The sequence below is a fragment of the Actinomycetospora succinea genome, from assembly GCF_004363095.1.
Lineage (GTDB): Bacteria > Actinomycetota > Actinomycetes > Mycobacteriales > Pseudonocardiaceae > Actinomycetospora > Actinomycetospora succinea.
The window spans coordinates 1-25,606 of sequence record NZ_SNYO01000003.1; the positions used below are offsets into that span (position 1 = coordinate 1).

Annotated in this window: 26 protein-coding genes; 16 read left to right on the top strand and 10 right to left on the bottom strand. The window is 74.6% G+C overall.

Annotation, left to right across the window (positions count from 1 at the left end):
- Positions 1 to 90 precede the first annotated feature (90 nt).
- Positions 91 to 1,251, bottom strand: coding sequence for a TetR/AcrR family transcriptional regulator (locus tag EV188_RS11210; protein WP_166659837.1), 1,161 nt, complete (start codon positions 1,249 to 1,251; stop codon positions 91 to 93).
- Positions 1,252 to 1,398: 147 nt separating this feature from the next.
- On the opposite strand from EV188_RS11210, the gene EV188_RS11215 reads away from it, so the two are divergent.
- Positions 1,399 to 2,946 carry an acyl-CoA synthetase gene (locus EV188_RS11215; protein ID WP_133826390.1) on the top strand — a complete coding sequence of 516 codons (1,548 nt, stop codon included), beginning with the start codon at positions 1,399 to 1,401 and terminating at the stop codon, positions 2,944 to 2,946.
- A 114-nt stretch (positions 2,947 to 3,060) separates the two neighbouring features.
- On the opposite strand, the gene EV188_RS11220 is transcribed toward EV188_RS11215, so the two are convergent.
- Both EV188_RS11220 and EV188_RS11225 read right to left on the bottom strand, forming a co-directional pair.
- Complete coding sequence (locus EV188_RS11220; protein WP_133826391.1) at positions 3,061 to 4,521, bottom strand: dihydroorotase; 1,461 nt, start codon at positions 4,519 to 4,521, stop codon at positions 3,061 to 3,063.
- Positions 4,518 to 5,894: an FAD-dependent oxidoreductase gene (locus EV188_RS11225; protein WP_243741621.1), complete on the bottom strand. Its 1,377-nt coding sequence runs from the start codon at positions 5,892 to 5,894 to the stop codon at positions 4,518 to 4,520. The genes EV188_RS11220 and EV188_RS11225 overlap by 4 nt, the downstream gene beginning before the upstream one ends.
- A 162-nt stretch (positions 5,895 to 6,056) precedes the next feature.
- On the opposite strand from EV188_RS11225, the gene EV188_RS11230 reads away from it, so the two are divergent.
- The 6 genes from EV188_RS11230 to EV188_RS11255 all read left to right on the top strand — a co-directional run bounded on the left by EV188_RS11230 (position 6,057) and on the right by EV188_RS11255 (position 12,545).
- Complete coding sequence (locus EV188_RS11230; RefSeq protein ID WP_133826392.1) at positions 6,057 to 6,869, top strand: IclR family transcriptional regulator; 813 nt, start codon at positions 6,057 to 6,059, stop codon at positions 6,867 to 6,869.
- Positions 6,869 to 8,059, top strand: a complete 1,191-nt coding sequence (locus tag EV188_RS11235; protein ID WP_133826393.1) for a CaiB/BaiF CoA transferase family protein — start codon at positions 6,869 to 6,871, stop codon at positions 8,057 to 8,059. Before EV188_RS11230 ends, EV188_RS11235 begins: the two co-directional genes overlap by 1 nt.
- Complete coding sequence (locus EV188_RS11240; protein WP_133826394.1) at positions 8,056 to 8,904, top strand: HpcH/HpaI aldolase/citrate lyase family protein; 849 nt, start codon at positions 8,056 to 8,058, stop codon at positions 8,902 to 8,904. Before EV188_RS11235 ends, EV188_RS11240 begins: the two co-directional genes overlap by 4 nt.
- The gene (locus tag EV188_RS11245; RefSeq protein WP_133826395.1) at positions 8,901 to 9,728 is read left to right on the top strand and encodes a cyclase family protein; all 828 of its coding nucleotides are present in this window, start codon (positions 8,901 to 8,903) and stop codon (positions 9,726 to 9,728) included. Before EV188_RS11240 ends, EV188_RS11245 begins: the two co-directional genes overlap by 4 nt.
- Positions 9,725 to 11,134 (top strand): MmgE/PrpD family protein, encoded by a 1,410-nt coding sequence (locus EV188_RS11250; protein WP_133826396.1) that lies wholly within the window; start codon positions 9,725 to 9,727, stop codon positions 11,132 to 11,134. Before EV188_RS11245 ends, EV188_RS11250 begins: the two co-directional genes overlap by 4 nt.
- 136 nt (positions 11,135 to 11,270) lie before the next feature.
- Positions 11,271 to 12,545 (top strand): MFS transporter, encoded by a 1,275-nt coding sequence (locus tag EV188_RS11255; protein WP_133826397.1) that lies wholly within the window; start codon positions 11,271 to 11,273, stop codon positions 12,543 to 12,545.
- Between the two features lie 3 nt (positions 12,546 to 12,548).
- Here EV188_RS11255 and EV188_RS11260 read toward each other — a convergent pair whose 3' ends face one another.
- Entirely contained in the window at positions 12,549 to 13,847 is a 1,299-nt protein-coding gene (locus EV188_RS11260) for an RNA polymerase sigma factor (RefSeq protein ID WP_133826398.1), read from the bottom strand.
- Entirely contained in the window at positions 13,820 to 14,239 is a 420-nt protein-coding gene (locus tag EV188_RS11265; RefSeq protein ID WP_133826399.1) for a YciI family protein, read from the bottom strand. Before EV188_RS11265 ends, EV188_RS11260 begins: the two co-directional genes overlap by 28 nt.
- A gap of 174 nt (positions 14,240 to 14,413) precedes the next feature.
- Between EV188_RS11265 and EV188_RS11270 the strand changes: the two genes are divergently transcribed.
- The 4 genes from EV188_RS11270 to EV188_RS31530 all read left to right on the top strand — a co-directional run bounded on the left by EV188_RS11270 (position 14,414) and on the right by EV188_RS31530 (position 17,885).
- Complete coding sequence (locus EV188_RS11270) at positions 14,414 to 16,273, top strand: SpoIIE family protein phosphatase (RefSeq protein ID WP_133826400.1); 1,860 nt, start codon at positions 14,414 to 14,416, stop codon at positions 16,271 to 16,273.
- Positions 16,270 to 16,623, top strand: a complete 354-nt coding sequence (locus EV188_RS11275) for an STAS domain-containing protein (RefSeq protein WP_133826401.1) — start codon at positions 16,270 to 16,272, stop codon at positions 16,621 to 16,623. Before EV188_RS11270 ends, EV188_RS11275 begins: the two co-directional genes overlap by 4 nt.
- The gene (locus tag EV188_RS11280) at positions 16,620 to 17,594 is read left to right on the top strand and encodes an ATP-binding protein (protein WP_133826402.1); all 975 of its coding nucleotides are present in this window, start codon (positions 16,620 to 16,622) and stop codon (positions 17,592 to 17,594) included. Before EV188_RS11275 ends, EV188_RS11280 begins: the two co-directional genes overlap by 4 nt.
- A gap of 135 nt (positions 17,595 to 17,729) precedes the next feature.
- Positions 17,730 to 17,885 (top strand): DUF6131 family protein, encoded by a 156-nt coding sequence (locus tag EV188_RS31530; RefSeq protein WP_166659838.1) that lies wholly within the window; start codon positions 17,730 to 17,732, stop codon positions 17,883 to 17,885.
- Between the two features lie 42 nt (positions 17,886 to 17,927).
- On the opposite strand, the gene EV188_RS11285 is transcribed toward EV188_RS31530, so the two are convergent.
- From EV188_RS11285 to EV188_RS11300, 4 genes are all read right to left on the bottom strand, one after another.
- Positions 17,928 to 19,007, bottom strand: a complete 1,080-nt coding sequence (locus EV188_RS11285; protein ID WP_133826403.1) for a zinc-dependent alcohol dehydrogenase — start codon at positions 19,005 to 19,007, stop codon at positions 17,928 to 17,930.
- A gap of 95 nt (positions 19,008 to 19,102) precedes the next feature.
- Positions 19,103 to 19,387: a hypothetical protein gene (locus EV188_RS11290; RefSeq protein ID WP_133826404.1), complete on the bottom strand. Its 285-nt coding sequence runs from the start codon at positions 19,385 to 19,387 to the stop codon at positions 19,103 to 19,105.
- Positions 19,384 to 20,043, bottom strand: a complete 660-nt coding sequence (locus tag EV188_RS11295; protein WP_133826405.1) for a DUF2238 domain-containing protein — start codon at positions 20,041 to 20,043, stop codon at positions 19,384 to 19,386. The genes EV188_RS11290 and EV188_RS11295 overlap by 4 nt, the downstream gene beginning before the upstream one ends.
- Before the next feature lie 316 nt (positions 20,044 to 20,359).
- Complete coding sequence (locus tag EV188_RS11300; RefSeq protein ID WP_133826406.1) at positions 20,360 to 21,010, bottom strand: TetR/AcrR family transcriptional regulator; 651 nt, start codon at positions 21,008 to 21,010, stop codon at positions 20,360 to 20,362.
- Between the two features lie 94 nt (positions 21,011 to 21,104).
- On the opposite strand from EV188_RS11300, the gene EV188_RS11305 reads away from it, so the two are divergent.
- The 4 genes from EV188_RS11305 to EV188_RS11320 are packed head-to-tail and all read left to right on the top strand — an operon-like array spanning position 21,105 to position 24,693.
- Positions 21,105 to 21,773: a nitroreductase family protein gene (locus EV188_RS11305; protein WP_243741622.1), complete on the top strand. Its 669-nt coding sequence runs from the start codon at positions 21,105 to 21,107 to the stop codon at positions 21,771 to 21,773.
- A gap of 5 nt (positions 21,774 to 21,778) precedes the next feature.
- The gene (locus EV188_RS11310; RefSeq protein WP_243741623.1) at positions 21,779 to 22,687 is read left to right on the top strand and encodes an NAD(P)H-dependent flavin oxidoreductase; all 909 of its coding nucleotides are present in this window, start codon (positions 21,779 to 21,781) and stop codon (positions 22,685 to 22,687) included.
- A gap of 27 nt (positions 22,688 to 22,714) precedes the next feature.
- Positions 22,715 to 23,053, top strand: a complete 339-nt coding sequence (locus EV188_RS11315; RefSeq protein WP_166659839.1) for an EthD family reductase — start codon at positions 22,715 to 22,717, stop codon at positions 23,051 to 23,053.
- A gap of 32 nt (positions 23,054 to 23,085) precedes the next feature.
- Positions 23,086 to 24,693, top strand: coding sequence for a long-chain-fatty-acid--CoA ligase (locus tag EV188_RS11320; RefSeq protein ID WP_208114147.1), 1,608 nt, complete (start codon positions 23,086 to 23,088; stop codon positions 24,691 to 24,693).
- Here EV188_RS11320 and EV188_RS11325 read toward each other — a convergent pair.
- Complete coding sequence (locus tag EV188_RS11325; protein ID WP_208114148.1) at positions 24,688 to 25,122, bottom strand: VOC family protein; 435 nt, start codon at positions 25,120 to 25,122, stop codon at positions 24,688 to 24,690. The two genes, EV188_RS11320 and EV188_RS11325, sit on opposite strands and share 6 nt — an antisense overlap.
- 91 nt (positions 25,123 to 25,213) lie before the next feature.
- Between EV188_RS11325 and EV188_RS11330 the strand changes: the two genes are divergently transcribed.
- Positions 25,214 to 25,606 carry a hypothetical protein gene (locus EV188_RS11330; RefSeq protein WP_133826408.1) on the top strand — a complete coding sequence of 131 codons (393 nt, stop codon included), beginning with the start codon at positions 25,214 to 25,216 and terminating at the stop codon, positions 25,604 to 25,606.

The following is a 25,606-nucleotide window of genomic DNA, read 5'->3' on the forward strand; positions in this document are numbered from 1 at the left end:
TCAACCATCTGGGATCCGGTTCGGACAGTGCTCACCGGCCGGCGGCTCGGACACCGGAGTCTGGACCACGACCACGCCGGTGTAGCCCCATTAGGTCCGCAGCACGGCCCCGGCCAGCGCCGCGGTCCGGGCGCGCGCACCGGGCCGGACCGCGAGGTGGTGCACGCGCGCCAGGCTGTTGACCAGCGCGAGCGCGGCGTGGACGAGCACCCGGGCCTCGGCGGCGGGGAGCTCCGGGCGCGCGGCGGTGAGCAGCGCGACCCACTCGGCGAGGTAGGCGCGCTGGGAGCGGCGCAGGTCGTCACGCGGCTCCGTGGGCAGGTGGATGGTCTGCGACACGAGCACGCTGACGATCTCGGGGTTCTCGGCGACGAAGGCCGTGTAGTCGGCGGCGAGGAGGGTCAGCGCGTCGTCGGCGTCGCTCGCCCGGGCGAGCGCGTGGTGCAGGCCGAGCCACAGCGCCTCGTTGCCGCGGGACAGGGCGGCGAGCAGCAGGTCGGTCTTGGTCGCGAAGTGCCGGTAGACGCTCGGGCCGGCGATCCCGGCCGCCGCGCCGATGTCGCCGAGGCCGACCGCCGGGTAGCCGTGCTCGCCGAAGAGCCGGGTCGCGGCCGCGAGCAGGGCCTCGCGACGGGAGGCGGGCGCGAGCCCGCGGGGTCGTCCCGACGCGGCGGGCGGCCCGGTCGCCGGCGGCAGCGGCGCGGTCAGCACCGCGCGCGCGGCCCCGGCGAGCAGGTCGCCGAACCGGTCGCCCGCGAGCGTCCAGCGGTGGTGCGACGGGCTGTCGACCACCGAGAGGGCGGCCCACCCGCGCAGCTCGGCCGTCGCCGGGTCGGGCTCGGCGCTCGCGGCGGCGACGACCGCGGCCACCGCGCGCAGGCGGTGGCGGATCGCACGGACCTCGTCGGCGGGCAGGTGCCCGGCCTCGCGCTCCCAGAGCAGGCCGAACTCCCGGCGCTCGAGGGTGAGGGCGGTGAGGCCGCCGAGGAGGTCGTCGGGGGGCGCGGCGACCAGCGCCTCGATGCGGGCGAGGTGCTCGTCGAGGACCGCGAGCAGGAGCTCCTGCTTGCCGCGGACGTGGCGGTAGAGGGCGCTCGGGGCGATGCCGACCGCCGTGGCGACGTCCGCCATCCCGACGCGGTGGTACCCCTCGGACCAGAACAGCGCCGCCGCGGCCGCGAGGATCTGCCGGCGCCGGTCGCGCGGACGGCGACGGGGTGTGAACGACGATTCGCGCGCCGTGGCGGTCACGCCGCCGGCCCGTCGCCGAACGCCCGGATCATCCCGGTCTCCTCCCGCCGGACGCTTCCGCGAAGCCACGTGACGTGCTTCACTGACGCCGCCAGTGAGCTAATCACGGTTCACATAGCGCGGCAAGCACCGAGGGAAGGACCGACCGTGGAGATCACCCAGGCACTGCACCGCGCTGCCCAGCAGACCCCCGACCGTCCCGCGACGATCGCGGGCGACCGGGTCCGGACGTGGGCCGAGTGCCGCGACCGCGTGGCCCGGCTCGCCGGCGCCCTGCAGGGCCTCGGGGTCGGGCCCGGCGACCGGGTCGCGATGCTCTCGCTGAACTCCGACCGCTTCCACGAGTACCTGTTCGCGGTGCCGTGGGCCGGCGGCGTCGTCACCCCGGTCAACATCCGCTGGAGCCCGGCGGAGATCGCGTTCTCGCTGGAGGACGCGCAGGTCGCGATCCTGGTCGTCGACGACGCGTTCGTCCCCGCGGTGGCGGCGATCCGCGCGGAGGCCCCGGTGCTGCGCACCGTCGTCTACAGCGGCGACGGCGAGGTGCCCGAGGGCATGGTCGGCTTCGAGGCGCTCGTCGCCGACCACGAGCCCGTCCCCGACGCGCGCCGCGGCGGCGACGACCCGTACGGCATCTACTACACCGGCGGCACCACGGGGACGCCGAAGGGCGTGGTGCTCAGCCACACGAACCTGCTCGCGTCGGCCCTGGGCAGCACCGCGTCCGGGGCGTTCACCGAGCCCGGCGGGCGCTACCTGCACGCCGCGCCGATGTTCCACCTCGCCGACGGCGCCGCCTGGGTCGCGCGCAACGTCGTCGGCGGCACCCACGTGATCGTCCCGATGTTCACGCCGGTGGGCGTGGCCGCGGCGATCGCGCAGCACGAGGTCACCGACGTCCTGCTCGTGCCGACGATGATCCAGTTGCTGGTCGACTCCCCCGAGGCCGCCGACGCCGACCTCACGAGCCTGCGCCACCTGCTCTACGGCGCCTCGCCGATCTCCGAGGCCGTCCTCGAGCGCGCCGCCAAGCGCCTGCCCGCCGCCGAGTTCACCCAGGCCTACGGGATGACCGAGCTCTCGCCGGTCGCGACCCTGCTCCTGCCCGCCGACCACGGCGTCGACCGGCTGCGGCGCTCGGCCGGACGCGCGGCGCCGCACTCCGAGGTGCGGATCATCGACGAGAACGACGACGAGGTCCCGTACGGCACCGTCGGCGAGATCGTCAGCCGCGGCCCGCACGTGATGCTCGGCTACTGGAACCGCCCCGAGGAGACCGCGAGCGCGCTGCGCGGCGGGTGGATGCACACCGGCGACGGGGGCCGGATGGACGACGAGGGCTACGTCTACGTCGTCGACCGGATCAAGGACATGATCGTCTCGGGCGGCGAGAACGTGTACTCGGTCGAGGTCGAGAACGCGCTGGCCAAGCACCCGGACGTCGCGTCCTGCGCGGTGATCGGCGTGCCCGACGAGGAGTGGGGCGAGCGCGTGCACGCGGTCGTCGTCGCCGTCCCCGGCGCCGCGCCGACGAGCGAGGAGCTGCGCGAGCACGTCAAGGGCCTCATCGCGGGCTACAAGGCCCCGCGCACCGTGGAGCTCCGCGACGCGCTCCCGATCTCCGGCGCCGGGAAGATCCTCAAGCGCGACCTGCGCGCGGAGCACTGGTCGGCCGCCGACCGCGGGGTGTCCTGACGCGTCCCCGGTACGAGCGATGCGGCATCGCTGGCGTCCAGCACCAGGATCGCCACATGCTCGCTGCGCGACACGCCGGAGTGCGCTCGAACGTGCGCTGCGGTGTCGCGCGCCTCAGACCGACGTCGGGCGGTGCTGATACCGGCCGGTGGGCGCCCCCTCGACCTTGCCGTCGGCCCACACGCGCTGCCCGCGCACGAACGTCGCGTCGACGGTCGAGCCGATCTCGAGGCCGCGGAACGGCGTGTACTCCTGGGTCGACTCCGACTGGGCCGCGTCGACGGTCCACGAGCGGTCGGGGTCGACGAGCACGACGTCGGCGTCGTAGCCCGGTGCGAGGTCGCCCTTGGAGCCCAGGCCGAAGCGCTGGGCCGGGTTCCACGACGTCAGCGCGGCCACGGCGCCGAGCGGCAGGCCGCGCTTCCGCCCCTCGCCGACGAGTCCCGGCAGCAGGTACTCGGTGCCGCCGAAGCCCGACTTCGCGGCGAAGATGTCCGCCGGGTCGTCGCCGAACTTCGTCGCCTCCTTGCAGCAGGCGTGGTCGGAGACGACCCACGACACCTCGCCGGCGAGCACGTGGCGCCACAGCGCCTCGACGTCCTCGCGCGGGCGCAGCGGCGGGTTGACCTTGCCGCCCACCCCGTCGGCGGTGGACACGTCGGCCAACAGGTGCCCGATCGTCACCTCGCGGCGGAAGTCGACGTGCGGGAACGTGCCGGCCATCAGCAGCGCCGCCTCGAGGGCCTTCGCCGACGAGAGGTGCAGCAGGTTGATCGTCGGCAGCCCGGTCTCGTGGGCGAGGTACGACGCGATCGTGACCGCGAGCCCCTCGGAGTGCGGCGGGCGCGAGGCGCTGTAGGCCTCGAGGCCGGTCAGCCTCCCCTCCTGCTCGACGATCCGCGTGTACGCCGTCATGATCTCGGCGGTCTCGCAGTGCAGCGAGAGCGAGATGCGGTCGGCGATGTCGGGGCGCTGCTCGCGGACGCGCTGGATGCCGCGCATGACGAACTCGAAGTGCGCGATGTCGTAGCGCTCGCCCTCGGGGATCATGAGGAACGCGTTCTGGTCGTTCGAGCGCCCGTGCAGGCCGTGGCTGCCGTAGAACATGAAGATCTTGAACGACGTGACGCCGTGCTCGTCGACGAGCATCGGGATCTCGTCGATGTGCGAGGCCTGCATCGGCGCGAGGTGGAACGCGTAGTCGACGTACGAGCGGCCCTCGGCGGCGGCGAGCACCTCGGGGAACAGGTCGGCGTAGTCGCCGCCCTTGTTCAGGTAGTACTGCCCCGAGCGCATGTAGGTCAGCGAGGTCGTCACGCCGCCCTGCGCGCAGGCGCGGCTCTCGGTCTCGGCGTCCTGGGACAGCGGGTTGTAGATGCCCCAGTGCTGGTGGGCGTCGACGACGCCGGGGAAGGCGAGGCGACCGCGACCCTCCTCGACCCGCGCGGCGTCCGCGCCGAGGTCCGGCCCGACGGCGGTGATGCGCCCGTCGTCGACGGCGATGTCGGCGTGCGCGACCTCCTCGACGCCCGGACGGACGACGCGCACGTCGCGGATGATCAGGTCGTGGCTCACGGGGAGACCTCCTGCAGTCGTGGGGTGGCCGCGAGGTGGTCCGCGGCCAGGTGGGCGAGCCCGAGGGCGGGGAGCAGGCCGTTGCCGGCGAGGTAGCCGGCGGCGCCGTGGCCGGACATGCCGACCGCCGCGCCGCCGGAGGCGTAGACGGGGCCGAGCGGGCGCTCGTCCGCGTCGAGCACGCGGGCGTGCTCGTCGACCCGCAGTCCGCCCTGGGTGTGGAACAGGGCGGGGACGATCTCGACCGCGGCCAGCGGCGCCGCGAGCGGCGCCTCCACCGAGGTCCGGCCGACGCGGTCGGCGTCCTGCTCGCCGCGGGCGACCGCGGCGGCGTCGGCGAGCTCGCCGGCCAGGACGCTCGTCGGCACGCCGAGGAGGCCGGCCAGGTCGGCGACGTTCCCCGCCCAGCGCAGCGCTCCGGAGTCGACGACGTCGCGGTAGTCGCCGAACGCCCGGGACAGGGCGTCGATCCGCTGGTCGAGCACGACCCAGCCCCGCGCCCCGGGACGGGCCGCGAGCCACGCGGCGAACTCCGAGTAGCCGGCGGTCTCGTCGGCGAAGCGCCGGCCGTCGGCGTCGACGACGACCGCGCCGTGCATGACGGTCGTCCAGGTCACCAGCGTCCGCGCGGCCGCCGAGAGCGCCGCGTGGCCCTGGTAGGCGTCGAGACACCCGGTCGCCGCGCCCAGGGCCGTGCCCAGGCGCAGCGCGTCGCCGCGGGCGTACTCGCTGCCGTGGTAGGTCGCGCCGGCGATCTCGCCGACGTGCTCGGCCACCAGCGAGGCGTCGGCGCCGAAGCCGTTGGTGGCGAGCAGGACGGCGCGCGCGGTGATGACCTCGGTCGCGCCGGAGGGGTCGGAGACGGTGACGACGGCGCCATCGCGCAACTGGACGTCGACCGCCCGCGACGGACACAGCAGGTCGATCCGGTCCGACGCCGCCACCGCGTCGGCGAGCCCGCGCAGCAGCGACGACCCGTGCCGGCCGGGCACCGTGTGCACGCGGCGGGCCGAGTGCCCGGGGTAGTCCATGTCGACCGGCAGCTCGATCGGCAGCCCGACCCCGTCGGCGAGCCACTCCACGAGGCTGGCGCTCACGGTCGTCAGCGCCCGGGCGACGCGACGGTCCGCGGCGCCGGCGGTCTTCGCCTCGACGTCGGCGAGGAAGAGCTCGGGCGAGTCGTCGATGCCCGCCGCGCGCTGGAAGCGGCTGCCCGCGCCCGGGACCATCGCCGTGGACATGGCGGTGTTGTTGCCCCGCCGGAAGTGCTCGTCGGCCTCCACCACGACGACGTCCAGACCGTGCTCGGCGGCGCGCAGCGCGCCGGCCAGGCCCCCGCCCGCGCCGACCACCACGAGGTCGGTGTCCACCACCGCGACCACCTCGTTTCGCTGGAAGAAACGCCTCTGACGAGCTCGCGACTCGCATGACAGCAGCTCAAAGGGCAGCTGGCAAGAGAACGACGGCGCCGGTTGACACACCGGGCGGAACGCCCCGAAGGTGTGTTCCGTCGAGCGAGACGGGAGGTCGGCGTCATGGCGGACGCGACGGGGGGCACGGAGTCCACCTCACGGGTGGCCGACGTGCTGCTGCTGTTCGTCGAGGGGCCCTCGACGCTCGGGGTCTCGCGCATCGCGCGGGACCTGGGCCTGTCGAAGGCCGTGGTGCACCGGATCCTGCAGTCCCTGGCGGCGCGCGACATGGTCGCGCTCGACCCCGCCAGCCGCGAGTACCGGCTCGGCGGGGCCGCCGCGGCGCTCGGCGCCCGGGCGCTGCGCGACTCGGATCTGCGCTCCGCAGCCCTGCCGCTGCTGCGGGGCCTGCGCGACGAGACGCGGGAGACCGCGACGCTCTCGACGCCGGTCCCCCACGGCCGCGTCTACCTCGACCAGGTCGTCGGCCTGCACGAGATCAAGATGACCGTGGAGCTCGGCCGCCGGTTCCCGCTGCACGCCGGCAGCTCGGGCAAGTGCATGCTCGCCCACCTCGACCCGGAGCACCGCGAGGAGGCGCTCGCCGAGCCGCTCGAGGCGCTGACCCCGCACACCCCGGTCGACGCCGTGGCCCTGCGCGGCGAGCTCGACGACATCGTCGCCCGCGGCTGGGCGGTCTCGGCCGGCGAGCGCCAGGCCGACGCCGGATCGGTCGCCGCGCCCGTCTTCGGCGTCTCCGGCGAGGTGCTGGGCGCGATCTCCGTGTGCGGCCCGCGCTACCGGATGACCGACGAGCTCGTCGCCGGCCTCGGCCCGCGCGTCGCCGCGGTCGCCGCCCAGATCTCCCGGCGCCTGGGTGGCGATCCGGGACACCCCAGCAGCGCCGCCCCCGTCGCGGCGGGAAGGAACGCCTGATGACGGCCCCCGACGCCCTCGCCGGCCTCAAGGTCCTCGACGTCGCCACGCTCTTCGCCGGCCCGCTGGCGGCGACGATGTTCGGCGACCACGGCGCCGAGGTCATCAAGATCGAGCACCCGCGCGGCGACCCCTCGCGCACCCACGGCGCGCAGCGCGACGGCGTCGGCCTGTGGTGGAAGATGCTCGGCCGCAACAAGCAGGCGATCACGCTGAACCTGTCGTCGCCCGAGGGCCAGGAGGTCTTCCGCGCGCTCGCGGCCGACGCCGACGTCGTCATCGAGAACTTCCGCCCCGGCACGCTCGAGCGCTGGGGCGTCGGGTGGGACGTGCTCTCGGAGGCCAACCCCGGCCTCGTCCTCGCCCGCGTCACCGGGTTCGGCCAGTTCGGGCCGTACTCGTCGCGGCCCGGGTTCGGCACGCTCGCCGAGGCCATGAGCGGGTTCGCCGCGATCACCGGCGAGCCCGACGGGCCGCCGACCCTGCCGCCGTTCGGTCTCGCCGACGGGGTCGCCGCGCTGACCACGGCGTTCGGGATCATGACCGCGCTGCGCGCCCGCGAGCAGACGGGCCGCGGGCAGGTGCTCGACATGGCGATCATCGAGCCGCTGCTCACCGTGCTGGGCCCGCAGGTCATCGCCTACGACCAGCTCGGCGAGCTCCAGCCGCGCCACGGCAACCGCTCCTCGAACAACGCGCCGCGCAACACCTACGAGTGCGCCGACGGCCGCTGGGTCGCCGTGTCGACGAGCGCGCAGTCGATCGCCGAGCGCGTGATGCGGCTGGTCGGGCGCCCGGAGCTCATCGACGAGCCGTGGTTCGCGACCGGCGCCGAGCGCGCGCGCCACGCCGACGTCCTCGACGAGGCCGTCGGGTCGTGGATCGCGGCGCGCGACCGCGAGGAGGTCGTCGCCGCGTTCGAGAAGGCCGAGGCCGCGGTGGCGCCGATCTACACCGCGGCCGACGTGCTCGACGACCCGCAGTACGCGGCCCTGGGCAGCATCGTCTCGGTCGACGACGACGAGCTCGGCCCGGTGCGCTTCCAGAACGTGCCCTTCCGGCTCTCCGAGACCCCGGGCCGCGTCCGCACCACCGGCCCGCGCCTCGGCGAGCACACCGCCGAGGTGCTCGCCCGCCACGGCGTCGACGACGCGCGCCTCGCCGAGCTGCGGGCCGCGGGAGCAGTGTGAGACCGGGTCCGGGGCGGGCGCGCAGCTGGCTCTACGTCCCCGCGCACCGCCCCGAGCTGCTCGACAAGGCGCTCGCCGGGCCCGCGGACGCGGTGGTGCTCGACCTCGAGGACGCCGTGCCCGCCGACGCCAAGGACGCCGCGCGCGACGCCGCGGTCGCGGCGGCGGCGACCCCGCGCGAGAAGCAGCTCTGGGTGCGGATGAACGCCGTCGACACGCCGTGGTGCGCCGACGACGTCGCCGCACTGGCCGGCACCGCGCTCGACGGCGTCCGCCTGCCCAAGGCCGGCGAGCCCGACACCGTCGCGGCGCTCGCGGACCGGCTCGACCTGCCGCTGCACCTGCTCCTCGAGTCGGCGCTGGGCGTCGAGCAGGCGTTCGCCCTGGCCCGGGCGCACCCGCGCGTCGTCGCGGTCTCGCTCGGCGAGGCCGACCTCGCCGCCGACCTCGGCGTCCGCCGCCCGGACGCGCTCGCGTGGGCACGTCAGCGGGTCGTCGTCGCCGCGCGGGCCGCCGGGCTCGCCGCGCCGGTGACCAGCGTGTGGACCGACCTCGCCGACCCCGACGGGCTCGAGCGCGACAGCCGCGAGGCCCGTGACCAGGGCTTCTTCGGGCGCTCGGTGATCCACCCCCGCCAGGTCGAGCCCGTGCACCGGGCCTTCACGCCCACCGGCGACGAGGTCGGCGCCGCCCGCGCGCTGCTCGACTCGCTCAGCGACGCCGCCGGGCGCGGCGAGAGCGCCTGGGTCGACGAGCGGGGGCGCTTCGTCGACGCCGCCGTCGTCGCGGGCGCGGTCCGCGTGCTCGAGCAGGCCCACCCGACCGGAGTCCAGGAGGACCGATGACGACCGCCACGAGCACGCGCGCGCTGATCGACGCCGTCACCGCGGGCACCCGCACCGTCGAGCTCGGGCAGCCGCTGTTCACCGGCATGCCGACCTCGCCCAACCACCCGGGCTTCCGGATGACGCTGATCCGCCGCCACGGCGACGCGGTGCGCCCCGACGGTGGGTCGGCCTCCAACGAGATCCTCGTGACCGGCGGGCACGTCGGCACCCACGTCGACGCCCTGTCCCACGTCAGTCACGACGGGCTGCTGCACGGCGGCGTCGACGCCGAGGCCGCGCAGCGCGGCGGCCTCCACACCGAGCACGGCGCCGAGCGCATCCCGCCGATGATCACGCGGGGCGTGCTGCTGGACATCCCCGCCGTCCGCGGGACCTCCGCGCTCGAGCCCGGCGAGGGCGTCAGCGCGGCCGACCTCGCGACCGCCGCCGAGCGCGCCGGTGCGGAGCCGGGACCGGGCGACGCGGCGCTCGTGCGCACGGGCTGGGCGCAGCGCTTCGACGACGCGGCGTCCTACCTCGGGCACGACACCGGCGTCCCCGGCGTCACCGAGGACGGCGCCCGCTGGCTCGCCGAGCGGCGCGTGGTCGCCGCGGGCGCGGACACCACGGCGTTCGAGCGCATCCCGCCGGGCGACGGCCACCGCGTGCTGCCGGTGCACCGCATCCTGCTCGTCGAGCACGGCATCCACATCGTCGAGCACATGGCGCTCGAGGAGGCCGCCGCGCAGGGCCTCACCGAGTTCCTCTTCGTCCTCACGCCGCTGCGGATCGTCGGCGGCACGGGCTCCCCGGTCCGCCCGGTGGCGGTGGTCGGGGCATGAGCGCCACGCCCGCCCAGGCGATCGCCGCCTTCGCCGCGCGCGCCGCCGCCGAGGGCCTGCCGTCCGAGCTGCGCGCCGACCTCGTGGCGCGCACCGCCGACGTCCTCGGCAACTCGCTCGCCGCCCGGGACGCCGAGCCGGCCCGGGTGGCCGCCGCGGTGGTCGCGGAGTGGGGCGGGACGGGTGCGGCGACCTCGCTCGCCGACGGCCGCCGGCTCCCGGCCCCCTCCGCGGCGCTGGTCAACGGCACGCTGGCCCACAGCCTCGACTTCGACGACACCCACCTGCCCTCGGTGCTCCACCCGTCGGCGGCGGTCCTGCCCGCCGCGCTGGCCGCGGCCGAGGCCGTCGGCGCCTCGGGCACCGCGTACCTCGACGCCGCCGCGGTCGGGGTCGAGCTGACGTGCCGGCTGGGCATGGCCGGCTACGACGAGGAGCTCGGCAACTCCGTGTTCTTCGAGCACGGCCAGCACGCGACGGCGATCTGCGGGGCGGTCGGCGCCGCGGTCGCCGCCGGGATGCTGCGCGGCCTCGACGCCGACGCGCTGACCTCGGCGATCGGGATCGCGGCGAGCACCGGCGCGGGCGTCATCGAGGCCAACCGCACCGGCGGCACCGTCAAGCGCGTGCACTGCGGCTGGGCGGCGCACGCCGGCGTGGCCGCGGCCGACCTCGCGCGGCACGGGCTCACCGGCCCGCCGACCGTGCTCGAGGGCCGCTTCGGCTTCCTGCGGGCGTTCTGCGGCGAGCGCTTCCACGTCGACCGCGTCACCGACGGGCTCGGCGAGCACTGGGAGACGCTGCGCGTGTTCACCAAGCCCTACCCGTGCAACCACTTCACCCACGCCGGGGTCGACGCGGCCCTGCGGATGCGCGACGCCGGCGTGGCGCCGGAGCGCATCACCGAGCTGACCCTCGGCGCGCCGGCGCCCGTGCTGCGCACCATCGCCGAGCCGGCCGCGGAGAAGGCCCGCCCCCGCTCGGGGTACCACGCGGCGTTCAGCGGCCCCTACACCGTCGCGGCGGCGCTGCTCGGCGGCGGCGGGCTGGGTCTCTCGCACGACGACTTCACCGACGCCGCGGCCGCCGACCCCGGCCGGCTCGCGCTCGCCGAGCGCGTCCGCTGCGTGCCCGACGAGGAGTCGACCGCGATCTTCCCCCGGCAGTTCCCCGCGGTGCTCACCGTGCGCCTCGAGAACGGGGAGTCGCGGACCGAGCGGATCCGGGAGAACCGGGGCGGGCCCGAACGCCCGCTCTCCCCCGGCGAGGTCGCCGAGAAATTCCGCACCAACGCGGTCCGGTCGATCTCCGCCGACGAGGTGCCGACCGTCGTCGACGCCGTCCGGGAACTGCAGGGCGGGCGCCCGGTCGCCGATCTCCTGACCGATCTGGGCCGACGTCTCTGACCATTGTTCCTCTCACCGGAACAATGGTGAATTCGATGGCACGGCGACCTGACGAGCCCTTGACCTGCACAGGTAGGGCGCGACAAGCTCGACTCAACAGCCAGGAAATCCCGTTTCTCCGAACGGAACACCACCGATGCAGACACGGTTCCGCTGGGCGACCATCGCACTGATCGTCGCCCTCATCATCATCAACTACATCGACCGCTCGGCGGTCTCCTACGCTGTGGAGCCGCTCCAGCGCGAATTCGGGATCTCGACGGCGCAGTACGGGATCATCTCGAGTGCGTTCGCCATCGGGTACATGGTCTTCGCATTCCTGTCGGGCCCGCTGGTCGACCGTTTCGGCCCCCGCAAGGTCCTGCTCGTCGCGATCACCATCTTCTCGCTCGCGACCGCGCTCATCCCGCTCGCCGGCGGCTTCATCGGCCTCCTGCTGATCCGCATCATCCTCGGCGCGGGCGAGGCCCCGGCGTTCCCCGCCGCGACGCGGACCGTGAGCCGCTGGCTGCCGCGCGCCGAGCGCGGGTTCGCCCTCGCGCTCATCGGCGGCGTCGCGGTCTCGGGCAGCCTGCTCATCGCCGGCCCGGTGCTCACCAACCTCATCGGCGCCGTCGGCTGGCGCGGCACGTTCTGGGTCATGGCCGTCCTGGGCATCGCCTGGGCGGTCGTCGCGATCGGGCTGCTGCGCAACACGCCGAACGAGTCGCCGCGGGTCAACGAGGCCGAGCGCGCCCACATCGCCGCGGGCCAGGACGTCGAGGAGGCCGAGAACCGGTCCGGCGGCGTCGACTGGCGCTCGCTGCTGACCAACCGCAACCTCTGGATCGTCGCGGCCGGCTACTTCGCCTGGGGCTTCATGTTCTGGGGCTTCATGTACTGGCTGCCGCAGTTCCTCTCGACCAACTACGGCCTGAGCATCAAGGCCGTCGGCGCCTTCTCGGTCGCGCCCTGGGCGGCCGGCGTGGTCGGCGCGCTCGTCGGCGGCGTGCTCGTCGACCGCGTCTACCGGCGCACGCAGAGCATCCGCAGCCGCTTCACGATCATGGGGTGCGCGCTGCTGCTCTCCGGCGCGTCGCTCATCCCCGTCTTCCTCGACCCGACGCTCACCGTCGCCCTGATCTTCATCTCCCTCGGCGTCGGCTTCGGGTTCGTCACCGGCGGCATCTGGTGGGTCGCGTCGATCGACGCCGAGCCCGGCCAGCCGGGCAGCGCGGCCGGGTTCGCCGACGCCGCGTTCGCGCTCGCCGGCATCGTCGCGCCGGCCGCCATGGGCTTCATCGTGCAGTCGACAGGCACGTTCACCAGCGGGTTCGTGCTGATGAGCGCCCTGACCGTGATCGGCGCGCTGCTGATGCTGTTCGTGACGCGGGAGCCCGCACGGCAGTCCACGCCGTCGGTGGAGGTCTGACGCTCACGCCCCGTCGAGGCCGGCGATCTTGCGCCGGAGCAGGCCCCGTTCCCGCTCGTTGCCGCAGCGCGCGACCGCGAGCTCCAGGGCCTGCCGTGCCTCGGCGGGGCGTCCGAGCCGGGTGAGCAGCTCCCCGCGGACGCTCGGCAGCAGGTGCGAGCCCGCGAGGACCTCCGAGCCCTCCAGCCCGTCGACGATCGGCAGCGCGGCCGCCGGGCCCTGCGCCATCGACACGGCCACCGCGCGGTTGAGGTCGACCACCGGGGAGGGCGCGAGCCGCCCGAGTGCCGCGTAGAGCAGGACGATGCGCTCCCAGTCGGTGGCCTCGACCGACGGCGCGACGGCATGGCACTCCGCGATCGCGGCCTGCAGCCCGTAGGCGCCGAGGCCCCGGCCCACCTCGTGGGCGCGGGCCAGCGCGGCCCGTCCGCGGCCGATCGCGGCGACGTCCCAGCGCCGCCGGTCCTGGTCCTCGAGCAGCACCGGCTCGCCGTCGGGCCCGGTCCGCGCCGGGAAGCGCGCGGCGGTGAGCTCGAGGAGGGCGAGCAGGCCGTGGACGTCGGAGTGGTCGGGGGCGAGGCGGGCCAGGACCCGCGCCAGGCGCTGGGCCTCGGCGGCGAGGTCGAAGCGGATGAGGTCGTCGCCGGAGCTCGCCGACGACCCCTCGGTGAAGACCAGGTAGACCACGTTGAGGACCGACCCGAGGCGCTCGCCGCGCTCGTCGGCCGGCGGCACCCCGAACGGCACCCCGGCGGCCCCGAGCGCCTTCTTGGCGCGGGTGATCCGCGCCTGCACGGTCGCGGTCGGGACGAGGAACGCCCGCGCGATCTCGTCGCTGGTCAGGCCGCCGACCACCCGCAGCGTCAGCGCCACCCGGGCCTCGCGCGAGAGCACCGGGTGGCACGACACGAAGATCAGCGACAGGACGTCGTCGTCGATCCGGTCGGGGTCGAAGAGCAGGTCGTCGGCCTCGGGCACCGGGTCACCTCCCGTGGCCGCGCCGCCCTCGCCCAGCTCGTGGGCGAGGGCGGCGTAGCGCTCGTCGCGCCCGGCGCGACGGCGGAACGCGTCGATCGCGCGTCGCCGCCCCACCGTGAGCAGCCATCCCGCGGGCTCGCGCGGCACGCCGTCGCGGGACCACGTCACGAGCGCCTCGGCGAGGGCCTCCTGGGCGAGGTCCTCGGCGAGCGCGAAGTCGCCGGTGTAGCGCGCGAGCGCGCCGACGATGCGCGGGGACTCGATGCGCCAGACCGCCGCGACGGCCTCGCGGCCGCTCAGAGCTGCCCGGTCGCCTCGCGCCACGCCCGCTCCTTCTGGATCCACTCGTTGTCCTGGGGGAACTCGTCGATCGTCGAGACGCGGCGGATCTCGGTCTTGAAGCCGGGACCGGTGCCGGGCGCGCGCTTGGCCCACTCGACGGCCTCCTCGCGCGAGGCCACGTTGAGCAGGTAGAAGCCGCCGAAGAGCTCCTTGGTCTCGCCGTAGGGGCCGTCGGTGACCACCGGCGGCTCGGAGCCGTGGTCGACGACGACCGTCTCCGCCGGGTCCTCGAGCCCCTCCGCGGCGAGCAGCACGCCGGCCCGGAGCATCTCCTCCTGGAACCGGCCCATCTTCTCGATCATCTCGTCCATGCTCACGTCCGCCATCCCGGCGTAGGCCTCGTCGTTCGCGCGCATGATCAGCATGTACTTCACGGCTGTCTCCCTGAGGTGTCGTGGGCCCGTGCGGACCCTGGCACCCACAGGTCGACCGGCGAGGCACCGGATCGACATCGACCCCGAGAAATTCTCCCGTCACCCGAATGATCACCATGCGTCACCGGAATCGCTCCCTGTCCGGGCGGCCACGCGGCCGTTAGTCTCCCGCGGGTGACGGCCAAGACGGACGAGCTACTTTCCGTAGCCACGTCCGTGCTCGACGCCAGCACGGCCCGGGCGGCGGGGATCCAGCAGCTGACCGAGCAGCTCTCCCGCGCCCTCACCCCCGCGGACATCGGCCGGCTCACGGCCACGACGGCGGCCGCGCTCATCGGCGCCGACGCCTGCGCCGCCTACAGCCGCCGCGACGACGCCGAGGTCATGGAGTCGCTGCACACGCACGGCTGGCCGGGCGACACGCACCAGTTCGCCCGGATCCCGCTGCACCGCGGCCGCCCGATGTCCGACGCCGTCCTCACCGGCGAACCGGTCTGGCTCGAGGACGCCGGGCAGTGGCGCACGCGCTATCCGGAGATGGCCCCGCTCGGGGTGTCGATGGGGCACGAGGCGTCGGCGGTGCTGCCCCTGCGCGTCGACGACCGCGTCCTCGGCGCCGTGGTCTTCAGCTTCTACCGGCCCCGGGCCTTCGACCCCGCCGACCGCGAGTTCCTCCTGACCGTCGCCTCGCTCTGCTCCCAGGCGCTCGACCGCGCGCGCCTCTACGCCGCCGAGCGCGACGCCCGCGCCGTCGCCGAGCGCGAGCGCGACCGGATGGCGTTCCTGGCGCAGGCGGGCCGCCTGATGGAGGCGCCGCTGTCGGTGGAGGAACGGCTGCGCCAGCTCGCCGACCTCGCCGTCACGGGCATCGCCGACTGGTCGGCCGTGCACCTCGTCCGCGGCTCCCGCGTGGAGAAGGTCGCCGTCGCGCACCTCGACCCCGAGAAGATCGAGTTCGTCGAGCGGCTCGAGCGCCGCTACCCGCGCGACCCCGACGCCCGCGGCGGAGCCGTCGACGTGGCGCGCACCGGGATCCCCGTCGTCCTGCCCGACGTCCCCGACGAGCTCCTCGTCGCCTCCGCCGTCGACGCGACCCACCTCGCGCTGCTCCGGGAGCTCGGGATGCGCTCGGCGATCGTGGTGCCGCTGCTGGTGCGGGGGCGCAGCCTCGGGGCGCTCACGCTGGTGCACGCCGAGTCGGGGCGGCGCTTCACCGAGGAGGACCTGACGTTCGTCGGGCAGCTCGCCGCCGCGGCCGCGCTCGCCCTCGACAACGCCGCGCTCTACGAGCAGCAGCGCCTGGTCGCGCGCACCCTGCAGACGGCCCTGCTGCCGAGCGAGCTGCCCGACGTCCCCGGGGTGTCGTGCGCCGGGCGCTACCGTCCGCCGGACCCGGACCTCACCGACGTCTACGTCGGCGGCGACCTCTACGACGTCCACCTCGACGAGGACCGCGAGCGGTGGGCGCTGACCGTCGCCGACGTGTGCGGCAAGGGCCCGCAGGCGGCGGCGCTGACCTCGTTGATCCGCCACACCGTGCACGCCGAGGTGCGCCACGGGCTGCGGCCGGCGGAGGTGCTGCGCCGGGTCAACGCCGCGATGCTGCGCCACCACGGCGAGGCACGGGCGCGGTTCGCGACGATGGCGCACGGCGTCATGACCCGGGACGCCGAGGGCGTCACGGTGACGCTGGTGAACGGTGGCCACCCGCCGGGTCTCGTGCTCCGGGGGCACGACGTCGAGTGGATCGACATCCCCGGCACGCTCGTCGGGGTCTTCGCCGACCTCGTCCTCCCGGAGACCGAGGTCCGTCTCGGTCCCGGCGACGCCCTGGTGCTCTACACCGACGGGGTCACCGAGGCCCGCGGGCCGGCCGGGTTCTTCGGGCCCGAGCGGCTCGCGGCCGTCGTGGCGGGTCTCGCCGGACGGTCGGCCGACGCCCTCGCCGACGGCCTGCTCGCCGCCGTCACGGACTTCCAGCGCGACCGGCTCCGCGACGACGTCGCGCTGCTCGTGGTGCGGGTCGAGCGATGATCGAACCCCCTGCCGTCCTGGAGGTGGACCGCACGTCCTACGACGACCGCACGGAGCTCGCCCTGCGGGGCGAGCTGGACAACGACACCCTCGCCGTCGCGCAGGACCAGGTCGCGGCGGCCGAGGCCGACGCGCCGCCGGTCCTCGTCCTCGACCTCTCCGGGCTCGAGTACGTCGGGTCGTGCGGGGTGCGGCTGGTCCTGCTCGCCCAGCACGGCGCCGACGCGGCGAACCGCCGCCTCGCGGTGCGCCTCGGCCACGGGCAGACCCGTCGCATGTTCGACATCCTCGGGCTCACGACCCGCCTCGAGGTGCTCGACCGCGACACCCCCGAGGACCCGACGACGTGACCGCCGCCCCCGACCGTTCCGCCCCGCCGTCCGGCGGGGCGCCGGACCCGTTCCGCCACCTCGCGATCACCTACCGGGACGCCGACGCCCTCGTCGCGACCCTCGCCCCCGCGCTCGAGGAGGCGCTGGCCCGCGGGGACGTCGTGCTGGCCGTCGTCGACGACGTGGTCCGCGCGGCCCTCGAGCGGTACCTCGGCGACATGGTCGCGGGGATCGTCTTCGGCGAGCCGGCGCAGCCCTACACCTACAGCGGGCAGACGACGGCGGCGCGCCGTGCCGCGACGCTGCGCGAGATGACGGCGGGCGGACGCGCCGCCCTGGTCCTGTCCGACAGCTCGTCCGCCGGCGCCCCGGCCGCCTGGAGCGTGCTGGACGCGAGCTCGAACCTCGCCCTGCGCGGCCTCCCGGTGACGCTGGTCTGCCTGCGCGACGACGCCCGCGACGTCGAGGACAGCGACCGCTTCCTGCACTGGAACCACCCCGAGCTCTACGTCGGGGCGACGGCGAGCCCGAACCCGCGCTACCTCACCCCCGACCAGGTGCTGACGGAGGTCCCCGCGCCGCCGGCGCCCGAGCTCGGCCCGCCGGACCGGACCACGGCGTTCGACGGCGTCGCCGCGCTGCGCGACATCCGGCGCGAGACGCACCGCCGCGGCGAGGAGGCCGGCCTCGACGACGACCAGGTCGACGGCCTCGTCCTCGCGGTCGGCGAGCTGGTCAGCAACAGCATCGAGCACGGTCCGGGGCACGGCACGCTGTCGTGGTGGTCGCGGCCCGGACGGCTGATCGCCCAGATCAGCGATCCCGGGCGGATGACGACGACGACACCGGGGCTGCGCTGCCCGGAGACGCGGTCGGTGCGCGGCCGCGGCGTGTGGCTCGCGCGCCAGCTCACCGACGTGCTGCACCTCTGGACCGGCGCCGCCGGCACCCACGTCCGCCTCGAGATCGGCGACAGCGCCGGAAATTAGTTCCCCGATTGCTCCCCCCACGCGCGGCTCCATGAGGTCTGCTCAGCCGCGCAGTCGTCGAGAACCCGACGGCTGCGCGACACGTGTCGGCCGGGTGCCGCGCAAACGGCCCCGCGCCACCAAGGAGGCCCATCGGTGATCATCCTCGGCGTCATCCTCATCATCCTGGGCTACGTGCTCGGGATCTCGATCCTCTACACGATCGGCGCGATCCTGCTCGTCGTCGGGCTGATCCTCACCATCCTCGGTGCGGTCGGCCGGGGGGTCGGTGGACGCAAGACCTACTTCTGATGCTCCGCACGTGAGTGATCCGGGTCGTCCCGACGACCCGGATCACTCACGTGCGCGCAGCGCATGGGTCACGACCACCCGGTGCGGCTCCTCGGTCTTCTCGTGCAGGACCCGCAGGGCGGTGTTCACGTCGTCGAGCGCGAAGGTGTGCGTGATCGAGCGGCTCAGGTCGAGCCGGCCGGACTCGACGAGCCCCAGCACCTGCCGGATCGTCGAGACGGTGAACCCGTAGGAGCCGAGCAGCGCGAGCTGCTTGCGCACGAACGTCGTCGGCGGCACCACCGTGATCGGGTCGGCACCCAGGCCGGCGACCACCGTGCGGCCCCCGATCCGCAGGACGTCCACCGCCTGCGCGATCGACTCGCGGCGCCCCACGAACTCGGCGGCGACGTCGACGCCCCGCCCGCCGGTGGCCGCGTGGACGTCGTCGAGCACGGTGCCGGACCCCGGGTCGAGCGCCACGTCGGCGCCCTGCTCGAGCGCGCGGTCGCGCTGGGTCGGCCGCGGGTCGACGGCGATCACGGGGAAGGCGCCGAGGAGGCGGGCGATCTGCACCGCGTGCAGGCCCAGGCCTCCGACCCCGATCACCGCCACCGACTCGCCCGCCCGGACGCGGCCGACGTCGACCAGCGCGTGGAACGGCGTCGCGACGGCGTCGGTGACGACCGCGCCCACCTCGAACGGCACGGACCCCGGGAGCCGGCAGAGGTTGCGGGCGGGGACGACGACGTACTCGCCGAGCCCGCCGTCGACATGGATGCCGATCCCGCGCCGGTGCAGGCAGACCTCGGCGTGCCCCGCCAGACAGTTCACGCACGTGCCGTCGAAGACGAGCGGGGCGACCGCCACCCGGTCACCGGGCGCCCAGTCCCGGACCTCGGCGCCGACCTGTTCCACCGTTCCCGCGATCTCGTGGCCGAGGGCGATCGGCTGGAATCCGGTGGGCGTGATCCCCTCGATCGCGATGTGGATGTCCGACCCGCACAGGCCGACCGCGGCCACCCTGACCAGCACGTCGTCGTCGTGCCACAGCCGCGGGCGCGGCACCGTCTCGACCCGCAGCGGTTCCCCCCACGCGTAGAACCGCGCCGCCCGCATCGTCGCGTTCGCTGACTCCACCACGGCCGCCCCCTCCTTCGTGTCAGCAGTGTGGCGCCGTGGCTGCGTGCCCGGAATCTGGCGAACGGAGGCGACGGTGGGGCGAACGGCGTGGCGGGTCAGGCGGGGGCGATCCCGATGGGCGGGGTCGGCATCCAGCGCGGCGTCGTGTCGGGGCGGGTGGGCGCCGGCGGGACCGACACCGGGCCGCGGGGCGCGGGGATCCGGTCGTAGGGGATGGGCGGCGGGTAGCCCCAGGGCGTCCAGGTCGGCTCGCCCCGCCAGCCCGCCGCGATCGCGACGGCGTGGTGCCAGGCGGTGGCCGCCCAGGGCTCACCGAGCTCGGCCACGTCGGCCAGCCCGGCCGGCGCCTCGACCCGCGGCGGCGCGGGGTGCCGGATCATCTGTCGCTCCATGCTGCTGTGACGGTCCGGGGACCCGGAAGTGTTCCCACGTTCTGTCCTCTCGTGAGGTCGGCGAGGTCTCGGTCGTGTCGGCGGGCGAGCAGCAGCTGGGCGAGGAGCGCCCCGCACAGGCAGAGCGCCATGTCCCACTGCGTGTCCCAGACGTCGCCCTGGGTCGCGAGGTAGGCGTCGGCGCCCTGGCCCAGCGCCAGCGCGGACCACCACTCGAGGAGCTCGAAGAACGCGCTGAAGGCGAGGCAGGAGGCGGTGACCAGGGCGACGAGCAGCAGGCCGCGCCGCAGCGGACTGCGACGGAGCAGCAGCTCGCGCACGGCGATCGCGGGGACGACGCCCTGGACGAGGTGGCCGAGCCGGTCGTACGGGTTGCGCGACAGGTCGAACGTCGCGCGCACCCACTCGCCGAGCGGCGTCGCGGCGTACGTGTGGTGGCCGCCGTAGATCAGCACCAGGGCGTGCACGGCGAGCAGGACCGCCAGCAGCGGCGTCAGCGGGAAGCGGCGCCGGAGCACGATCACCACCGGCAGGAGCACCAGCACCCACGCGACCTCGAGCAGCCAGGTCAGGCGGTCGACGGGCGACACCGCGGACCACGCGAGCGCCGCCAGCACGACGGCGACGAGGGCCTTGTTGCGCATCCTCCGACGCTCACAGGAATCGCGCCGCGCGTCGTCGGTACTTCTACGTGGTCGTGGCGCTGGCAACGAGAAGATCACCGGGCGTCGACGGCTCATGATCGTGGTCTCGGTGACGAAACCCCTCGAAACTGCGGGCGGACGTCACCGAGACGGCGATCAAGGCGAGGCGGTCGGTGTCGCCGGTCTGATCGATCTTCGTCGTGAGAACCGTTGACTGCGCGTCCCGGCTCGACCTGAGCGGTGCGCTCGAGGCGCATCCGCTCGGACCTGCCGTGGCGGTCGCGGTCACCGCCCTCGCGGGCGTCCGACTCGGCGCTCAGTCGCCGTGGCGCAGCACCCCGCGCACCGCATACGACGCGAGGCCCTCGGCGAGGCGGCGGGTGCGGTCGTCGGTGTCGTGCGCGCTCGGGCGGTACCAGACCGTCGACCAGTTCAACGCCCCGAGCACGGCGCGGACGGCGAGGTCGGGGTCGGGCGCGTCGAAGGCGCCGGTCGCGACACCGTCCGCCATCACCGCGCGCCAGAGCTCCTCGTAGGCGTCGCGCGCCTCGACGATGTAGCGGAACGGGTTGGCCTCGCCGGGCTCGCTCGCGCGCCCGGTGACGAGGTGGATGGTGTGCAGGGTGACCGCCTGGACGTCGTTCTGGCGCATGAGGACCAGCGCGTGCTCGACGGCCATCTCCTCGAGCCGGGCCGCGGGATCGAGCCCCGGCCGGCCCGCCACCGGCTCGACGGCCTCGCGCAGCGTGCGGGCGCCGAGCAGCAGGATGTCCTCGAGGACGCGGGCCTTGCTCCGGTAGTAGTGGTAGACCCGGCCCTTGGTCGCGCCGAGCTCGTCGGCGATGTCGTCCATGCTCGAGCCGGCGTAGCCGCGGCCGGCGAAGGTCTTGGCCGCCGCGGCCAGCACCGCGGACCGGCCCTGGTCACCGGGCCCCGGCCGTCCCTGGCTGATCGCGGTCACGCTCACCCGATCCCCTCCGGAACTGCTCCGACGTGACCCTTGACACTAGGCGACGAGCCAACATACTACTGCGTAGGTTGCCCGAAGGGAGCACGACGCCGTGGCTCTGCCTGCCGACACCGACCTCGGTCTCTCCGCCGAGGACGTCCTCACCACCACCCGCAGCGTGCGCAAGCGCCTCGACTTCGAGCGGCCCGTGCCCAAGGAGCTGCTCACCGACTGCGTCCGGGTCGCCCTGCAGGCCCCGTCGGGGTCGAACCGGTGGCTCATGCAGTTCGTGATCGTCACCGACCGGGAGCGGCGCGAGGCGCTCGCCGCCGTCTACCGGGAGGCCTACGAGCAGTACCGGCAGATCCCGACCTACATCGGGGCGGTCGACAAGGGCACGCCCGAGCGCAACGCCAGCCAGCAGCGCACGTCGGGCTCGGCCGACTACCTCGCCGAGAACATGCACCGCGCGCCCGCGCTCGTCCTCGCCTGCGCCATGGGGCGGCCGGACAACGGGCCGTCGATCGCGAAGACCACGCTGCTCGGCAGCGTCATGCCCGGCATGTGGTCGTTCATGCTCGCCGCCCGCGCCCGCGGGCTCGGCACCGCGTGGACGTCCGTCTCGCTGTTCCGTGAGCAGGAGACCGCGGACGTCGTCGGCATCCCGATCGACGAGGTGACGATCGCGGCGCTCTCGCCGGTCGCGTACACCCTGGGCACCGACTTCCGTCCGGCCCTGCGCCCGGACCCGGAGGAGGTCATCCACTGGGAGCAGTGGTGATCTCGGTGTCTCTTCGGGATCGCCTGCGCCTACCGCTCGTCGCCGCCCCGATGCTGACGGTCTCGGGCCCGGACGTCGTCGCCGCGGCGTGCTCCGCCGGGGTGATCGGCGCGTTCCCGACCGCGAACTGCCGGTCGGTGGACGAGCTCGACGACTGGCTCGGCCTGCTCGACGGGAAGCTCGACGCCGCGCACGCCCCCATCGCGGCCAACCTCATCGTCCACCGCTCGAACCGCCGTCTCGAGGCCGATCTCGAGGTCCTCGTCCGCCGCCGCTGCGAGCTGGTGATCACGAGCGTGGGCTCGCCCGCCGGGGTGGTCGACGACCTGCACGGCGCGGGCACCACGGTCTGGTCGGACGTGGCGACGATCCGCCACGCCGAGCGCGCGATCGAGGCCGGCGCCGACGGCCTGATCCTGCTCACCGCCGGCGCGGGCGGGCAGACGGGCGCGATGAACCCGTTCGCGTTCGTCCGCGAGGTCCGCCGCCGGTACGCCGGCACGGTGGTGCTCGCCGGCGGCATCGGCGACGGCGCGTCCCTGGCGGCGGCCCGGGTGCTCGGCGCCGACCTGGGCTACGCCGGCACCCGCTTCCTCGCGACCCGCGAGAGCCTGGCCGCGCCCGAGTACAAGGCCATGGTCACGGCCGCGACCAGCGGCGACATCGTCCTCACCGACGCCGTCACCGGCCTGCCCGCCTCGTTCCTGCGCGCGACCCTCCCCGAGGGGGACGCCGAGTCCGCCGGCTTCGACGTCGCGACCACCCTCGCCGGCGCCAACGGCGGGCGCCGTTCCCGCTGGCAGGACGCCTGGAGCGCCGGCCACGTCACCGGCGTCGTCGACGACGTCCCGACCGTCGCCGAGCTCGTCGACCGCCTCGCCCTCGAGTACGCCGCCGCCGGCGGCCCCGCCTGACCGATCCCGCAACCCCTGGAGGACACCGTGTACAAGCTCTACGCCTTCTGGTCCGCGCCGAAGCCCGAGGACCGCGAGGCCTTCGAGGAGTACTACGCCAGCACGCACGTCCCGCGCGCGGCCGCCGTCCCGCACCTCGAGTCGATCGTCACGACGCTGACGACCGACGGCCTCGGCGACGCGCAGCCGGTGACCTACCGGATCGCCGAGATGGCGTTCGCCGACCGCGCCGCGTTCGAGGCCAGCACCCAGTCGCCCGAGTGGGCCGAGATGCGCGGCTGCTCCGGCGACATCATCGAGCGCTTCGGGGTGAGCCTCACCGTCTCGATGGGCGAGGAGGTCGTCGGGAAGCCGACGAACCGCTGACCGCCGGCCGACCGCGACCCCGGAGGAAGTCGATGAGCACCCCCGGCCTGATGATGGACGTCCCGCTCACCACGTCCCACCTGCTGTGGCGGATGCGCGCGGTGCACCCGGACGCCCGCGTCAGCACGGTGACGGACGCGTCCGGGGCGTGCCGCACGACGACCTTCGGGGCCGTGGCCGAGCGGGTCGAGCGCCTGGCCGCGGCGCTGGCCGACCTCGGTGTCGGGGCCGGCACGCGCGTCGGCTCGTTCGCGTGGAACACCCAGGAGCACCTCGAGTGCTACTACGCCGTGATGGGCATGGGCGCGGTGCTCCACACGATCAACCTGCGCCTGCACGAGGACACGATCGCCTACACCGTCGAGCACGCCCGTGACGAGGTGATCCTGCTCGACGCCTCGCTGGCCGAGCGCTTCCTGCCGGTGCTCGCGCGGGTCCGCGGAGTGCGGCACGTCGTGGTGATCGGCGCGCTGCCCGACGGCGTGGAGGTCCCGGACGCCCTCGACTACGACGCGCTCCTGGCCTCGGCCGGCCCGTTCACCTGGCCCGAGCTGGACGAGCGCAGCGCCGCCTCGCTCTGCTACACGTCGGGCACCACCGGACACCCCAAGGGCGTCCTCTACTCCCACCGCTCGATCGTGCTCCACGCGCTCGCGATGGCGGGCACCGACGCGTACGGCATCTCCGGGCGCGACCGCGTGCTCTCGATCGTCCCGATGTTCCACGCCATGGGGTGGGGCCTGCCGTTCGTCTGCGCCGTCGCGGGCGCCGACCTCGTCATGCCGGCCTCCCACCTGCAGCCCGGACCGGTCAGCCGGGTGGTCGACGAGCAGGGCGTGACCTGGTCGTGCGGGGTGCCGACGGTCTGGATGGACGTGCTGCGCCACGCCGACGAGACGGCGCAGGCCGGCGGGCCGCCGGTCACGCTCGCGACGCTGCGCACCGTGATCTCGGGCGGCACCCAGGTCCCCGAGACCCTCATGCGCGCCTACGAGGAACGCTTCGGCGTCGACCTCGTCCAGGGCTGGGGCATGACCGAGATCTTCCCGGGCGCGACGCTGAGCATGGACCAGGGCGCCGCCGACCCGGAGCGCTGGTCGCACCGCGGCGCCGCCGGGCGCGTCAGCCCGCTCTACGAGCTGCGCATCACGGGTGAGGACGGGACCGCGCTGCCCGCCGACGGCACCGAGGTCGGCGAGGTCGAGGTCCGCGGGCCCGCCGTCGCCGGCGCCTACTTCGCGCCGGAGGTCGACACCGCCGACCGCTTCCACGACGGCTGGCTGCGCACCGGCGACGTCGGCACCCTCGACCGGCACGGGTGGCTGCGGATCACCGACCGGTCCAAGGACGCGATCAAGTCCGGCGGCGAGTGGATCTCGTCGGTCGATCTCGAGGCCGAGCTCATGGCGCACGACGCGGTCCGCGAGGCCGCCGTCGTCGGGCGCCCCGACCCGCGCTGGAGCGAACGCCCCTTCGCCTACGTCGTCGCCGACGCCCCGGTGACGGTGGACGAGCTGCGCGACTTCCTCGCCGCCCGCGTCGCGCGGTGGTGGGTGCCGGACGGCTACGCCTTCGTCGAGGCGATCCCGCGCACGAGCACGGGGAAGTTCGACAAGAAGGTGCTCCGCGCCCGGCTATAGCTCCTCGGCCAGCGCGACGATGATCCCCGACGGTCCGCGCAGGTAGCAGAGCAGGAACATCTCCTCGAACTGCGCGATCTCGCCGACCAGCTCGCCGCCGTGGGCGCGCAGGCGCTCGACCGTGTCGTGGATGTCGTCGACCGCGAACATCAGCCGGCGCAGGCCGATCGTGTTGGCCGGCGCGCTCGGCTCGGCCGTCGTCGCCGTCGGTGTCCGGAAGGTCGTCAGCTCCAGCTTGCTGTGGCCGTCCGGCGTCCGCACCATCGCGATCTCGACGCTGACGTCGTCGAGTCCGACGACCCGGTCGACCCACGTTCCCTCGGCGGGCATCCGGGCCTCGAGCTCCATGCCGAGCTCGAGGAAGAACGCGATCGCCGCGTCGAGGTCGTCGACGACGACGCCGACGTGGTCCATCCGCTTGAGTCCCATGCCCCGGGGACGGAGCCGGTTCGGAGTTCTCGACATGTCCCGGCGAGAAAGTCGGATGCGTCGGCCCGACGCCGGACGTCATGGTGCAAGCATGTTGCGACGACGAGCAGGGCGGCACACCCAGCTGCCGCGCACCGCTCTCGCCGTCGCCCGCGCGCTGGTCGACGCGGGACCGCCGACGGCCGAGCTGGTCCGCGAGCATGCCGAGCAGTTCGACGAGGTGCTGCCGACGGTGCTGCTCGGCGACCTCGCGCGGTGGTACGTCGCGGCGTCCGTCGGCCCGGTGGCGGGCTCCCGGGCGGTCGCCGACCGTGTCGTCGTCGCCCTGGCGGAGGAGTTCCGCCGAGGCGACGACGTGATGCGCGCGGTCGTCGCGACCGGCTTCCTCGACGCCCTCCCCGGGCCCGGCGAGATGGGGCACGAGGTCGTCGCGCGGCTGCCGCGGCGACTGGGTCGGGAACTGGCGGCGATGCAGGACGCGTGA

Coding starts and splice junctions, on each gene's coding strand:
- EV188_RS11230 (WP_133826392.1), top strand. CDS start 6,057: ATGGCGGACGCGACGGGGGGCACGGAGTCCACCTCACGGGTGGCCGAC.
- EV188_RS11235 (WP_133826393.1), top strand. CDS start 6,869: ATGACGGCCCCCGACGCCCTCGCCGGCCTCAAGGTCCTCGACGTCGCC.
- EV188_RS11245 (WP_133826395.1), top strand. CDS start 8,901: ATGACGACCGCCACGAGCACGCGCGCGCTGATCGACGCCGTCACCGCG.
- EV188_RS11250 (WP_133826396.1), top strand. CDS start 9,725: ATGAGCGCCACGCCCGCCCAGGCGATCGCCGCCTTCGCCGCGCGCGCC.
- EV188_RS11255 (WP_133826397.1), top strand. CDS start 11,271: ATGCAGACACGGTTCCGCTGGGCGACCATCGCACTGATCGTCGCCCTC.
- EV188_RS11275 (WP_133826401.1), top strand. CDS start 16,270: ATGATCGAACCCCCTGCCGTCCTGGAGGTGGACCGCACGTCCTACGAC.
- EV188_RS11290 (WP_133826404.1), bottom strand. CDS start 19,387: ATGATCCGGCACCCCGCGCCGCCGCGGGTCGAGGCGCCGGCCGGGCTG.
- EV188_RS11295 (WP_133826405.1), bottom strand. CDS start 20,043: ATGCGCAACAAGGCCCTCGTCGCCGTCGTGCTGGCGGCGCTCGCGTGG.
- EV188_RS11320 (WP_208114147.1), top strand. CDS start 23,086: ATGAGCACCCCCGGCCTGATGATGGACGTCCCGCTCACCACGTCCCAC.
- EV188_RS11325 (WP_208114148.1), bottom strand. CDS start 25,122: ATGGGACTCAAGCGGATGGACCACGTCGGCGTCGTCGTCGACGACCTC.
- EV188_RS11330 (WP_133826408.1), top strand. CDS start 25,214: ATGTTGCGACGACGAGCAGGGCGGCACACCCAGCTGCCGCGCACCGCT.